This is a genomic window from Klebsiella sp. JN_Kp122, from assembly GCF_040062085.1.
Classification (GTDB): Bacteria; Pseudomonadota; Gammaproteobacteria; order Enterobacterales; family Enterobacteriaceae; genus Klebsiella; species Klebsiella aerogenes.
This window is the reverse complement of sequence record NZ_JBEAHW010000014.1, coordinates 29,997-43,438: the sequence shown is the minus strand read 5'-3', so window position 1 is coordinate 43,438 and position 13,442 is coordinate 29,997. Positions and strand designations below refer to the sequence as shown.

Sequence of the window (13,442 nt, the reverse complement as noted above, 5' to 3'; positions counted from 1 at the left end):
ACTATATGCGCAGCAGGTGAATTGCGCAAATGTTAGACACTTTTTGTTGTTTAAAATCAGATGATTGCTATTACGCCGCGCGTACCCGCCGCCGGGAATCCACCGCGATGAGAATGACCGAAGAGAGAATCAACAGCGTCCCCAGCCAGTCCGGCAGGGTAAAGGTAATGCCCAACAGCAATAGAGAGAGCAGGGCGCTGCTCAGCGGCTCTGCGCAGCTGAGAATCCCGGCCTTTGCGCCGCCAATCTGCTGGGCGCCGTTGAGATACAGGCTGAAGGTCAGCGAGGTACCGATCACCACGAGATAGAAAAACGCCAGCAGCAGACGGCCGTTCACTACAAAGTTCGCGCTCTGGCTGCCATAAAACGGCAACAGCATCGCCCCGCCAATCAGCATGCTCCAGCCGACGATCGGCAGCGTGCCGTAGCGGGCGATAAGCGTTGAGGGATAGGTGGTATAAAACGCCGCCGCGAAGGCTGAGGCGATCCCCCAGAACAGCGCCGCCGGCGAGATGGAGAGCGAGGTCGGGTTGCCGTGGGTGACCAGCAGGAAGGTGCCGGCAAGCGAGGTGCCAATCGCCAGTAGCACAAAGGGACTGGGCCGCGCCTTACGCGCCAGCGCGAACCAGGCGACGATAATCGTCGGCGACAAAAACTGTAGCACCGTGGCGGTGGCGGCGTTCGACTTCTCGATAGTCATCAGGAAGGTGTACTGCACGGTTAACGCGCCGACCAGCGAGAAAAACAGCAGGCTGAGGGCATCTTTGCGGTTTTGCATAACGCGGAAAATTTTGTCGCCGTGAACGAAGGCGAGCATCAGCAAAATCAGCCCGGCGAACAGCAGGCGGATCATGGTCAGATAGGGCGATGACATCTGACTTTGCTGCATAATGTACTGCGCGCAGACCCCGGAACTGCCCCACAGGACGGCGGCGATCAATACGTTCAACATCCCTCTTTTGCTGGAACCCATTTTTCCCTCGCGTGAAATAGCGCAAAGCAGGAATCATAGCACGGCGCGACGCGGCGCGCGCTTTACTGCCGACGCCACTCGCCCGGCGTCATGCCGTAGTGTTTTTTAAAGGTTTTCGCAAACGAAGCCTGTGATTGAAAACCGCAGCGTTCGGCAATCACTTCCAGCCGCGCTTGGCGATCGAGATGCAGCAGGCGAGCGGCCATCGCCATCCGCAGTTGCGACAGCCACGCCTGTGGCGTCAGATGATAGACGCGGGCAAAATGGCGGGCGAAGGTGGCGCGCGATAAAAACGCCCGCGCCGCCATGCTCTCGATAGTCCAAGGCTGTTCCGGCGCGGCCAGCACCGCGAGAACGGCCGGCATCAGCCGCGCATCGCTCATCAGGCGCAACAGGCCGCCCGGCGGCTCCTGCGCGCCGAGCAGGGTACGTAACAGCAGTACCAGCAGCGTATCGCCAAGACTGCGTACGATAGCGCTGCCGCCGGGATGTTCCGCCAGGCTTTCGCGTACCAGCACGTTAAGCAAAATATCCAGTTCCGGGCAATCTTCGCGCTCATCGGTATGTAAATGGATCAGCGCCGACTCTTCGGCGAACAGCCAGTTGACATGCGGGCCGAAGTAAAACTCGCCGCACAGCATCTCCAGCGCATCGCTCTCTTCGGCGGTGCGGACTTCCGTCAGCGTGCCGTTAAAGCGGTGGGCGACGGGCAGTACCTGACCCCACTCCACCAGGCTCTCCATCAGATGCGGCGAACCGTGCGGCAGCAGGATCACGTCGCCGGCGCGCATGTGGCGGGTTTGATGACCGACGGTTAGGCGCCCTTCGCCGCGCAACACAAAGTGCCACGGCACCACGCCCGCTCGCATTTGATCGTGTCCGGCCTGCCAGCGGCCGCCGAAACGGCAATGCAGATTCACTTCGCAACGCGGGGCCAGCAGCGTCAACAGATGGCTCAAACTATCCATGCGACTCCTGAGACGATAAGACAAAAAAATGAGACGAAGAGCGCCAGTCTAGCACGTCGCCGACCACTAAGATGTCTCCATTGCCACAACATACCCTCAAATAACAGGAGTACACCATGAGCCGTTTAGCCGATATCCGTGAACAAGATGCCACCGGTAAAGCCGCCGATATTTTCGCCGGAATTAAAAAAGCGATGGGTAAAGTGCCGAATGCCTATCTGACCATCGGCGGCCACTCGCCGGCGGCGCTGCAGCAGGCGCTGGCGCACAACGCGATGCTGCATAAAAGCAGCCTCAGCGCGCAGGAGCTGGAGGCGATTAATTTATCGGTCAGCGAAGCGACCGGCTGTGATTACTGCCTGGCCGCCCATACCCTGATGGCCAAAAAAGCGGGCTTCAGCGGCGAGCAAATCCACGCCCTGCGCCGCGGCGAGTATACGGAAGATGCGCGCCTGGACGCGCTGGTGAAATTCGCCCAAACCCTGGTGACCACCACCGGTACGCTGCCGGAAGCGGACGTCGCCGCGCTGCGTCACGCCGGTTTTAGCGACCAGCAGGTGATTGAGATCATCAGCGCCGTCAGCGCCATCTTGTTCACCAACATGGTGAACCGGGTTAACGACACGGTAGTGGACTTCCCGAAAGCCGATTAACCCGTCGTCGCGCGCCTGTTTACAGTCCCAATTCGCTTAGCCCCGGATGATCGTCAGGGCGGCGACCCTGGGGCCAGTGGAACAGGCGCTCGCTTTCCGCGATCGGCAAATCGTTGATGCAGGCGTAGCGCGTGGACATTAGCCCGTGCTCATCAAACTGCCAGTTTTCATTGCCGTATGAACGAAACCAGTTGCCGCTGTCGTCGCACCACTCGTAGGCAAAGCGTACGGCGATGCGATTATCCTGCCACGCCCAAAGCTCCTTAATCAGCCGGTATTGTAGCTCTTTACGCCATTTTCGCTGCAGAAACGCCACGATTTGCCCCCGTCCGTGGACAAATTCGCTGCGGTTGCGCCATTCGCTATCCACGGTATAAGCCAGCGCGACTTTTTGCGCATCGCGGCTGTTCCAGCCATCTTCGGCGGCGCGCACCTTCTGCACGGCGCTGTCGCGGGTAAACGGCGGTAACGGGGGACGTTGTTCGCTCATCAAAACTCTCCTTTTGGGGATAATTGTTGCTGCAGGCGCTGATTCTCCTGCTCCAGTTCATGAATACGCTCTTGCAGGCTCTGGCTGTATTCCGCGACCTGCTGTGCGCTGTAGCGCGGCGTAATGTGCTGCGGGCAGTTCCAGTCAAAAGCCTGCAGATGAAAACGAAACAGGCGTTCGATGCGGGCGCGATAGTTTGTCGGCGTCACTAATGCCAGCAGCTCAGGCTGCTCTTCCGCCGCCAGCACCTCGACGGTGACGTAGATTTTCAGCCTGGCACGGCGCGGGTAATCCATCAAAAAGAGGCAGGCCCGGTCGCTGCCGCGCAGGTTGCCGGTGGTGATGTACTGGCGATTACCGCCGAAATCGGCCATGGCCAGCGTGGTGTCATCCAGCAGGCGCAGAAAACCCGGCGGGCCGCCGCGATGCTGAATGTAGGGCCAGCCGCTTTGCGACACCGTCGCCAGATAAAAACTGTCGCGGGTAGCGATCATCCCCTCTTCGCTGGCGCCGAAGCGATCCGCCTGACGGCGGCTGTGCGGCGTTTGCCACAGCTGGTCGCTGCCCATTTCATGTTGCACATCCATGACATCCGGGGTGATAGCGATATCGAGAAAGGTTGCTGCCATAACGCCTCCTGAAGGTAGGGGGCTATCATGGACTGTGCTGTGAAAAATGATAATACTGCTTATCTGGTAATCATCTTTCCGGAAAGCGGGAGAATAATGGACCGATTAAGCGCTATGGCGCTGCTGGTGAAAGTCACTGAACTGGGCAGTATGTCGGCGGCGGCGCGGGCGCTGAATACGCCGTTGACTACCGTGAGCCGTAATATCGGCGAGCTGGAGAGCGCGCTGGGAGTCCGTTTATTGACGCGCACCACCCGTAAACTCACCCTCACCGATGCCGGCGTCGATTATGTCGCCGCCGCGCGGCGAATCCTCGAAGAGGTGGAAAACGCCGAACGCCGGGCAACGGGTGAATACCAGGAGCCGAAGGGCGAGCTGGTGATCTCCGCGCCGACGATGTTTGGTCGCCAGCACGTTCTGCCAGTCATTAGTGAATTTATTGCCCGTTATCCGCAAATTCGCGTACGTTTGTTACTTAGCGACAGTAATGCCGATCTGGTCGACGACCATATCGATCTGGCGGTACGGATTGGCGAACTGGCTGATAGCAGCATGGTGGCGACCCGGCTCGGCGCGATGCGCATTGTCGCCTGCGCCCATCCCGCGCTGTTGGCGAAATACGGCGAACCGCAGCGGCCGCGCGATCTGGCGGCGCTGCCGATCATCCGTATTGAATCGCCGATGCCCTATCGCGGCTGGCGCTTTCGCGCCGTTGAGCGCGAGGACCAGCTCATTCATCTGCCGCCGGTGTTAGCCGTCACCACGCCGGAGAGCGCCGCCGATGCCGCGCGGCTGGGCGTTGGCGTGGCCCGCTTGCTACACTACCAGGCGCTGGATGGCCTGCGCTGCGGGGAACTGCGTCTGCTGCTGGAAAGCGTCGAGCCGGAGCCCGCGCCGGTTCATTTGTTATATACCGCGCGGGAGCTGGCTCCGCTTAAGCTGCGGAAATTTATCGATTTTGCCGCGCCGGCGCTGCGCCAGTCCTTGCTACGCATTGCCGGGGCCGTTTAATGCGCCGCGGTTTTCAGCGGCGCCTCCTTCAATAGCCAGGAAAGGACAAACGCGACGGCCATAATGCAGGCCGCCATCAGGAATGCCGCATGGATCGCCGCGCCGAAGGCGTCGAGATAATCGAGACGGATCGCCGCTGGCAGATGCTGTACCGCCACCGGGTTCATGGCTGGCGGCAGCACCGCGCCCTCCGGCAGCAGTTTCTGCAGGTTATTTTGCAGCACATGGGTAAAGACCGCGCCGAACAATGCCACGCCGATGGAGCCGCCAATCGAGCGGAACAGGGTCACGCCGGAAGTGGCGACGCCGTACATCTGCGCCGGCATCGCGTTCTGTACCGCCAGCACCAGTACCTGCATCACCAGCCCCAGGCCCGCGCCGAGCACGCCGGTAAACAGGTATAACTGCCACATTGGCGAATGTATGGTGATGCGGGTCAGCAGCACCATGCCGGTCACGCCGAGCAGGGTACCGATAATCGGGAAAATCCGGTATTTCCCGGTGTGGCTAATCACCCGGCCGCTGATGATCGAGGTCAGCAACAGGCCGCCCATCAGCGGGATTAACTGTAACCCGGCCTCGGTTGGCGTCGCCTCTTTCACCACCTGCAGATAGAGCGGCAGGAAAGTGACCGAACCGAACAGCGACATGCCGATAACAAAGCCAATCAGACTACACAGCAGGAAGCTGCGGTTGCGGAATAGCGACAGCGGAATAATCGGCTCGGCGGCGATCCGTTCTTCGTAGATAAAACCGATGATCCCCACGATGCCGAAGGCCAGAATGCACCACAGCTGCGGGTCATTCCACGCATGGACGCTGCCGCCTTCCGAGGTAAACAGGATGATGCATAACAGCGCCATGCTGAGGTAAATAGCCCCCAGCCAGTCAATCTGATGCTGGCTACGTTTGTTGCTACTGTGGAATACCGCGCCGATGACCAGCAACGCGAACAGGCCCAGCGGTAGGTTGATATAGAAAATCCAGCGCCATGAGGCGTGCTGTACCAGGAAACCGCCGATCAGTGGGCCGATAACCGTCGCCAGGCCGAAGACGCCGCCGAACAGTCCCTGATAGCGTCCGCGGTTGGCAGGTGGGATAACGTCGGCGACCGCCGCCATGCTGATCACCATCAGGCCGCCGCCGCCGAGCCCCTGTAGCGCGCGCATCAGTACCAATTGCGTCATGTTTTGCGCCAGCCCGCAGAGCGCGGAACCGGCAAGAAACAGCACGATCGCCACCTGCAGCACGATTTTACGCCCGAACAGATCGCCGAATTTACCGTACAGCGGCACCACGATGGTCGAGCTGAGGATATAGGCGGTAACCACCCACGAGAGTTTATCCAGTCCGCCGAGCTCGCCAACGATAGTAGGCAAGGCGGTGGAGACAATGGTCTGGTCCAGCGCCGACAGCAGCATCACCAGCAGCAGGGCGCTGAACAGCAGGCGGATTGAGGGCGCCGGTTGGTTTGCGACTTCAGATGTCATTGCATCACTCGCTTGAAATTAATTAAATGCATAATTAATATTTAGTGAAATGATGAATCGGGTCAAGAGATCGCCAACATATGCCAGCACAAAAAGCTAATGAAGCGTCGCGCCGCCCCGGTCGGCCACGCGGTAAAAAACCGGGAACCGCTAACCGCGAGCAGTTGATAGATATCGCCCTGGCGCTGTTTGCTCGTCACGGCGCGGCCCGCGTGTCGCTCAATGCCATTGCCAAAGAGGCCGGGGTGACGCCGGCGATGCTGAATTACTATTTTACGTCGCGGGAAGCGCTGATTGAGAATTTGCTGGAAGAGCGCTTTATGCCGCTGCGCAACGATATCAGCCGCATTTTCGTCGACCATCCGCAGGATCCGGTAACGGCGTTGACGATGATGGTTGAGACGCTGGCGGACATGGCGGAGCAAAATGCCTGGTTCGCGCCGCTGTGGATGCAGGAGATCATCGGCGAGATGCCGATGCTGCGCCAGCACATGGATGCGCGCTTCGGCGAGGAGCGTTTTCAGGTGATGCTGGAGACGGTTCGCCGCTGGCAGCAGGAGGGGAAAATTAACCCGGCGCTGGCGCCGGAACTGCTGTTTACCACGGTGATTAGCCTGGTGCTGGTGCCGTTCTCGCGCATCCATAGCGACCCGCGCTTACAGGCGGTAACCCGGCAGACCATTGTTAGCCACGCGCTGGCGTTAATGGGAGACGGGGTCGGCGGTTAAGGCGTGATTTTGTGTTAATTCAGATGCTGATACTGCTTCTGCCTTATGGCTCTCCTGGCGCAGGGATTTTCCCGGAGGCGGCGCGTTGCGCCTTGTCCGGGCTACCAAAGAACTGTAGGCCGGATAAGGCGTAGCCGCCATCCGGCGCAAAAGTCGCTCCTTATCCACGGTTATCGTTACAGCGTCTTCGATAAATAGTGGCGTTGCATACCCGCGTGCGGGAAATCGGGCAGCGACATCTGCAACTGATAGCCTAATTTCTGATAAAACGGCAGCGCCTGGAAGCTGAAGGTATCGACCAGGAGATGACTGCAGCCCAACGCCTGCGCCTGCCGTTCCGCTTCCTGCATAAGCTCGCGGCCCAGACCGTTGCCGCGCGTCGCTTCGCTCACCCACAGGTATTCGATACACAGCCAGTTGCCTTTGCGTTTGGCGATAAGCCCGCCGCGCATCACCGCTTGCTCATCGCGGGAGTAAATGCCCAGATCGCCAAACTGATCTGCGTCGAGATACTGCTGATTATACTGCCGTAGGCCGGCAAACAATTCTTGTTGATCGTCGGGATTAATGCTTTTTGTAATTATTAGAGCCATTAAGTTTCTCCAGTTGCACAGGCTATCGTTATATTTTCCTCTCCTGACTTTCACAAAATATTCTTATTTTCTCCATTATTTTTTGTCTTAATTTTGACCTTCAAAGTAAGCGAAATAACCTTTCCATGACTTTCGAAAGGGCGGGCTGAGAATCCCCACAATAATAATAGTGTTAAGGAACATCTGAGCTCTATTGCGATATTTCCATTGAGACGAAATGTCACCGCGCCCCTCTTTTCCTCGCGATTTAATTCACGGGGGGACGTCTTACATCTTGAGAAAATAAAATGAAACACATCATAGCCCCCATCGCGACAGCATTATTTCTCCTGAGCGGATGCGATAATGCGCAGACAACTGCGCCGCAACAACCCACGCCGGAGGTGGGAATTGTTACGCTGCAAGCCCAGCCGGTGCCGGTGGTCAGCCAACTGACTGGCCGCACTACCGCCTCGCTCAGCGCCGAAGTGCGCCCGCAGGTCGGCGGTATCATTCAGAAGCGCCTGTTTACCGAAGGCGATATGGTGAAGGCCGGGCAGGCCCTTTACCAGATCGATCCCTCCAGTTATCGCGCCACCTGGAACGAAGCGGCGGCCGCGTTGAAGCAGGCGCAGGTGCTGGTGGTCTCTGATTGCCAGAAAGCCCAGCGCTACGCGTCGTTGGTCAGAGATAACGGCGTCTCTCGCCAGGATGCCGACGACGCCGCCTCCGCCTGCGCCCAGGACAAGGCCAGCGTGGAGTCGAAAAAAGCGGCGCTCGAGAGCGCGCGCATCAACCTGAACTGGACCACCGTCACCGCGCCGATCGCCGGGCGCATCGGCATCTCCTCGGTTACGCCGGGAGCGCTGGTCTCTGCCGACCAGGATACCGCGCTGGCGACGATCCGCGGCCTCGACACCATGTATGTCGATCTGACGCGATCCAGTGTCGATCTCCTGCGTTTACGCAGGCAGAGCCTGGCCAGCAACAGCGATACCCTCAGCGTGACGTTAACCCTTGAAGATGGCAGTACCTATCCCGAAAAAGGGCGTCTGGCGCTCACCGAAGTCGCCGTCGATGAATCCACTGGCTCGGTGACTCTGCGCGCCATCTTCCCCAACCCGCAGCACGTCCTGCTGCCGGGAATGTTTGTCCGCGCGCGTATCGATGAAGGCATCATGAACGACGCGATCCTCGCGCCGCAGCAGGGTATCACCCGCGATGCCAAAGGCGACGCCACGGCGCTGGTTGTCGATGCCGACAACAACGTTGAGCAGCGTACCGTGCAAACCGGCGATATCTACGGCGATAAATGGCTGGTGCTGAGCGGTCTGAAAGCGGGCGACAAGCTGATTGTCGAAGGCACCGGTAAAGTGTCCCCCGGACAAGCGGTGAAGGCCGTTGCCGTCAAAAATAACGGAGGCAATGCCTGATGTTCTCCCGTTTCTTCGTGCGTCGCCCGGTCTTTGCCTGGGTGATCGCTATCCTTATCATGCTTGCCGGGGCGCTGGCGATCCGCACGCTGCCGGTGGGACAATATCCGGACGTCGCCCCGCCAGCAGTAAAAATATCCGCGACCTATACTGGAGCTTCCGCAGAAACCCTGGAAAACAGCGTCACCCAGGTTATCGAGCAGCAGCTCACCGGGCTGGATAACTTACTTTATTTCACCTCCACCAGCAGTTCGGATGGTACGGTAAGTATTACCGTCACCTTTGAGCAGGGAACCGATCCGGATACCGCTCAGGTACAGGTGCAAAACAAAGTGCAGCAGGCGGAATCGCGTCTGCCGAGTGAAGTACAGCAATCTGGCGTAACGGTAGAAAAATCGCAAAGCAGCTTCCTGTTAATCCTCGCGGTGTATGACAAAACCAACCGTGCCACCAGTTCCGATATCTCCGACTGGCTGGTCAGCAATATGCAGGACCCGCTGGCGCGCGTGGAGGGCGTCGGCAGCCTGCAGGTATTCGGCGCCGAATACGCGATGCGCATCTGGATGGATCCGACCAAACTCGCCTCTTACTCGTTGATGCCTTCCGACGTACAGTCGGCGATTGAGGCGCAGAACGTGCAGGTCTCCGCGGGTAAAATCGGCGCGCTACCGTCGTCCAATGCCCAGCAATTGACTGCTACCGTGCGCGCGCAGTCGCGGCTGCAAACTCCTGACCAGTTCAAAGCGATCATTGTAAAGAGCCAGTCCGACGGTTCAGTGGTGCGCCTGAGCGATGTCGCGCGGGTGGAAATGGGCAGCGAGGATTACACCGCTACCGCTAATCTGAACGGCCACCCCGCCGCCGGGATTGCGGTGATGATGGCGCCCGGCGCCAACGCGCTGGATACCGCGACGCTGGTGAAAAGCAAAATCGCTGAATTCCAGCGTCAGATGCCGCAGGGCTACGATATCGCCTACCCGAAAGACAGCACCGAGTTCATCAAAATCTCGGTCGAGGATGTTATCCAGACGCTGTTTGAAGCGATTATTCTCGTGGTCTGCGTAATGTATCTGTTCCTGCAGAACTTCCGCGCGACGCTCATTCCAGCGGTAGCGGTACCGGTCGTGTTACTTGGCACCTTTGGGGTGCTGGCGCTGTTCGGCTACTCCATTAATACCCTGACGCTGTTTGCCATGGTGCTGGCGATCGGCCTGCTGGTGGATGATGCCATTGTGGTGGTGGAAAACGTCGAACGGATTATGCGCGACGAAGGGCTGCCCGCCCGCGAAGCCACCGAAAAATCGATGGGCGAAATCTCCGGCGCGCTGGTGGCGATCGCCCTGGTGCTGTCGGCGGTATTCCTGCCAATGGCCTTTTTCGGCGGTTCGACCGGGGTAATCTATCGCCAGTTCTCGGTGACGATTATCTCGGCGATGATGCTGTCGGTGGTCGTAGCGTTAACCCTCACTCCGGCGCTGTGCGGCGCGCTGCTAAGCCACTCCAAACCTCATGACAAAGGTTTCTTCGGCGCCTTTAATCGCCTGTGGGGGCGTACGGAAGATGGCTACCAGCGTCGCGTACTCGGCGGCCTACGCCGCGGCGCGGTGATGATGGGCGCTTACGCCTTGATTTGCGGGGCGATGGCGTTGGCGATGTGGAAACTGCCGGGCAGCTTCCTGCCGGTGGAGGATCAGGGCGAAATCATGGTCCAGTACACCTTGCCTGCCGGGGCGACCGCGGTGCGTACCGCCGAGGTGCGCCGTCAGGTGACCAACTGGTTCCTCACCAAAGAGAAAGCCAATACCGAGGTTATCTTCACCGTCGACGGCTTCAGTTTCAGTGGCAGCGGTCAGAACGCCGGAATGGCCTTCGTCTCATTGAAAAACTGGTCGCAGCGCAAAGGCGACGAAAATACCGCGCAAGCCATTGCGCTGCGCGCCAACAAAGAGCTGGGCGCGATCCGCGACGCCACCCTGTTCGCCATGACGCCGCCATCGGTGGACGGCCTTGGGCAAAGTAACGGCTTCACTTTCGAGCTGATGGCCAGCGGGGGTACCGATCGCGATAGCCTGATGAAGCTGCGCAGCCAACTGCTGGCCGCAGCCAATCAGAGCGGCGAACTGCAGTCGGTTCGCGCCAACGATTTGCCACAAATGCCACAGCTGCAGGTGGATATCGATAACAATAAAGCCGTCTCGCTGGGGCTGTCGCTCAGCGACGTGACCGATACGCTCTCCAGCGCCTGGGGCGGCACGTACGTCAACGACTTTATCGATCGCGGCCGGGTGAAAAAGGTCTACATCCAGGGCGAGAGCGACGCGCGCGCCGTGCCGTCCGATCTTGGTAAATGGTTTGTCCGCGGCAGCGATAACAGCATGACGCCGTTCACCGCGTTCGCCACCACCCATTGGGAATACGGCCCGGAAAGCCTGGTACGTTACAACGGCTCGGCCGCCTTTGAGATCCAGGGGGAAAACGCCGCGGGCTTCAGCTCAGGTGCGGCAATGGACAAAATGGAAAAACTGGCCAATAGCCTGCCGGCGGGTTCCACCTGGGCATGGAGCGGTATTTCGCTACAGGAAAAACTGGCCAGCGGCCAGGCGATGAGCCTGTACGCCATTTCGATTCTGGTGGTGTTCCTGTGCCTGGCGGCGCTGTATGAAAGCTGGTCGGTGCCGTTCTCGGTGATCATGGTCATCCCGTTAGGCCTGCTTGGCGCGGCGCTGGCGGCCACGCTGCGCGGCTTAAGTAACGACGTCTATTTCCAGGTGGCGCTGTTGACGACTATTGGCCTGTCGTCGAAGAACGCCATCCTTATCGTTGAATTCGCTGAATCCGCGGTGGATGAGGGCTATTCGCTCTCGCGGGCGGCGATCCGCGCCGCGCAGACCCGTCTGCGCCCGATTGTCATGACCTCGCTGGCATTTATCGCCGGAGTACTGCCGCTGGCCATTGCTACCGGCGCCGGGGCCAACAGCCGCGTGGCGATTGGTACCGGGATTATCGGCGGCACCCTGACGGCGACGCTGCTGGCGGTGTTCTTCGTCCCGCTGTTCTTTGTGCTGGTGAAGCGTCTCTTTACCCGCCCACGTCCTTCTCAGGAGTAAGTTATGTTTCGTTTGAGTTTAATGTTTATCGCGCTCCTGACCGCGGGCTGTGTCTCTCTTGACCCGCACTACGAGCGCCCGGCCGCGCCGGTGCCGGCGACCCTTCCCGGCGCGCACGGCGAATCAACGGCGGTGGTCGGCGACTGGCAAAAAGTGGTCAATGATGCGCGGTTAAAAAAAGTGGTCAGCATCGCGCTTAATAGCAACCGCGATGTGCAAAAGGCATTGGCCGATATTGAAGCCGCTCGCGCCCAGTATGGCGAAACGCGCGCATCGTTGTTTCCCACCGTCGATGCCGAGCTGAGCCATACCCGCAGCAAAACGATCGCCAGCGGCCTAAGTTCTACCTCGCAGGCTGACGGCGCGGTCTCGAGCTTCGAACTGGACTTGTTCGGCAAGAACCAGAGCCTGTCGCGCGCGGCGCGAGAAAGCTGGCTTGCCAGCGAATTCACCGCGCAAAATACCCGACTGACGATGATTGCCGATTTGACCACCGCCTGGGTGACGCTGGCGACGGATAATAGCAATCTGGCGCTGGCACAGCAGACGATGGAAAGCGCGGAGAACTCGCGTAAAATCGTCGCTCGCCAGATGGCGGTGGGCACCGCCTCCGCCGGTGATTTAAGTTCGGCGGAAAGCGTCTATCAGCAGGCGCGAGCCAGCGTCGCCAGCTATCGTACGCTGGTGGCGCAGGATAAAAACGCCATTAACCTACTGGCCGGGGAAACCGTGCCGGAGAGCCTGCTGCCCGGTACGCTGGAGAGCCTGGGGGATAACAGCATCGCGCTGGTGCCGGCGGGGGTATCGTCATCGGTACTGTTGCGCCGGCCGGATATTCAGGAGGCGGAACATAATCTCAAGAGCGCTAATGCCGATATCGGCGCGGCGCGAGCGAACTTTTTCCCGTCCATTTCGCTGACCGCCAGCGCCGGGGTCGGCAGCGACTCGCTATCGTCGCTGTTTAGCCATGGCATGCAGGTGTGGTCGTTCGCCCCGTCCATCAGCCTGCCGCTGTTCACCGGCGGCAGTAATCTGGCGCAGCTACGCTATGCGCAGGCTGAGAAAAAGGGGCTGATTGCCACCTACGAGAAATCCATTCAGAGCGCCTTTAAGGACGTTGCCGATGCGCTGGCGCGCCGGGAAACGCTGAGTGAACAGCTCGATGCCCAGCAGCAGTATGTTGCCGCCGAGCAGAAGTCGCTGGATATCGCGATGAAGAGTTATCAGGCCGGGGTCGGCGACTATCTGTCGGTGCTGACCGCCCAGCGGACGCTGTGGTCGGCGAAGGCGACGCTGCTGTCGCTGCAGCAGACCGACCTCAATAACCGCATTACGCTCTGGCAATCGCTGGGCGGCGGCGCCAGTTAATGTTCCTCTTCGGACGCGTT

12 protein-coding genes are annotated in these 13,442 nt (G+C 59.4%); 6 read left to right on the top strand and 6 right to left on the bottom strand.

What is annotated here, in order from left to right; genetic code table 11:
* Nucleotides 1-70 precede the first annotated feature (70 nt).
* Nucleotides 71-973, bottom strand: coding sequence for an EamA family transporter (locus ABLU78_RS03575; protein WP_045375196.1), 903 nt, complete (start codon nt 971-973; stop codon nt 71-73).
* 62 nt (nt 974-1,035) lie between these two features.
* Nucleotides 1,036-1,941 carry an AraC family transcriptional regulator gene (locus ABLU78_RS03570; RefSeq protein WP_020077648.1) on the bottom strand — a complete coding sequence of 302 codons (906 nt, stop codon included), beginning with the start codon at nt 1,939-1,941 and terminating at the stop codon, nt 1,036-1,038.
* Between the two features lie 116 nt (nt 1,942-2,057).
* On the opposite strand from ABLU78_RS03570, the gene ABLU78_RS03565 reads away from it, so the two are divergent.
* Nucleotides 2,058-2,594, top strand: coding sequence for a peroxidase-related enzyme (locus ABLU78_RS03565; RefSeq protein WP_015369089.1), 537 nt, complete (start codon nt 2,058-2,060; stop codon nt 2,592-2,594).
* A gap of 19 nt (nt 2,595-2,613) precedes the next feature.
* Here the strand turns inward: ABLU78_RS03565 and ABLU78_RS03560 are convergent, their stop codons facing one another.
* Both ABLU78_RS03560 and ABLU78_RS03555 read right to left on the bottom strand, forming a co-directional pair.
* Nucleotides 2,614-3,084, bottom strand: coding sequence for a nuclear transport factor 2 family protein (locus ABLU78_RS03560; protein ID WP_015369090.1), 471 nt, complete (start codon nt 3,082-3,084; stop codon nt 2,614-2,616).
* Nucleotides 3,084-3,713, bottom strand: coding sequence for a pyridoxamine 5'-phosphate oxidase family protein (locus ABLU78_RS03555; RefSeq protein WP_015703862.1), 630 nt, complete (start codon nt 3,711-3,713; stop codon nt 3,084-3,086). Before ABLU78_RS03555 ends, ABLU78_RS03560 begins: the two co-directional genes overlap by 1 nt.
* Before the next feature lie 39 nt (nt 3,714-3,752).
* Here ABLU78_RS03555 and ABLU78_RS03550 point away from each other — a divergent pair, with 39 nt between their 5' ends.
* The gene (locus ABLU78_RS03550; RefSeq protein ID WP_162866950.1) at nt 3,753-4,724 is read left to right on the top strand and encodes a LysR substrate-binding domain-containing protein; all 972 of its coding nucleotides are present in this window, start codon (nt 3,753-3,755) and stop codon (nt 4,722-4,724) included.
* Here ABLU78_RS03550 and ABLU78_RS03545 read toward each other — a convergent pair.
* Nucleotides 4,721-6,214 carry an MDR family MFS transporter gene (locus ABLU78_RS03545; protein ID WP_015369093.1) on the bottom strand — a complete coding sequence of 498 codons (1,494 nt, stop codon included), beginning with the start codon at nt 6,212-6,214 and terminating at the stop codon, nt 4,721-4,723. The genes ABLU78_RS03550 and ABLU78_RS03545 overlap by 4 nt on opposite strands.
* Before the next feature lie 80 nt (nt 6,215-6,294).
* Between ABLU78_RS03545 and ABLU78_RS03540 the strand changes: the two genes are divergently transcribed.
* A complete protein-coding gene (locus ABLU78_RS03540; protein ID WP_348820129.1) occupies nt 6,295-6,942 on the top strand; it encodes a TetR/AcrR family transcriptional regulator in 648 nt (215 codons plus the stop codon).
* 176 nt (nt 6,943-7,118) lie between these two features.
* Here ABLU78_RS03540 and ABLU78_RS03535 read toward each other — a convergent pair whose 3' ends face one another.
* Nucleotides 7,119-7,535, bottom strand: a complete 417-nt coding sequence (locus tag ABLU78_RS03535) for a GNAT family N-acetyltransferase (RefSeq protein WP_020077651.1) — start codon at nt 7,533-7,535, stop codon at nt 7,119-7,121.
* A 287-nt stretch (nt 7,536-7,822) separates the two neighbouring features.
* Between ABLU78_RS03535 and eefA the strand changes: the two genes are divergently transcribed.
* From eefA to eefC, 3 genes are read left to right on the top strand one after another with little or no spacing between them, the layout of a single operon-like run.
* Complete coding sequence (gene eefA / locus ABLU78_RS03530; RefSeq protein WP_348820127.1) at nt 7,823-8,947, top strand: multidrug efflux RND transporter periplasmic adaptor subunit EefA; 1,125 nt, start codon at nt 7,823-7,825, stop codon at nt 8,945-8,947.
* Complete coding sequence (eefB, locus tag ABLU78_RS03525) at nt 8,947-12,054, top strand: multidrug efflux RND transporter permease subunit EefB (RefSeq protein ID WP_048229851.1); 3,108 nt, start codon at nt 8,947-8,949, stop codon at nt 12,052-12,054. Before eefA ends, eefB begins: the two co-directional genes overlap by 1 nt.
* Nucleotides 12,055-12,057: 3 nt before the next feature.
* Nucleotides 12,058-13,422: a multidrug efflux RND transporter outer membrane subunit EefC gene (gene eefC, locus ABLU78_RS03520; protein WP_015703856.1), complete on the top strand. Its 1,365-nt coding sequence runs from the start codon at nt 12,058-12,060 to the stop codon at nt 13,420-13,422.
* Nucleotides 13,423-13,442 lie beyond the last annotated feature (20 nt).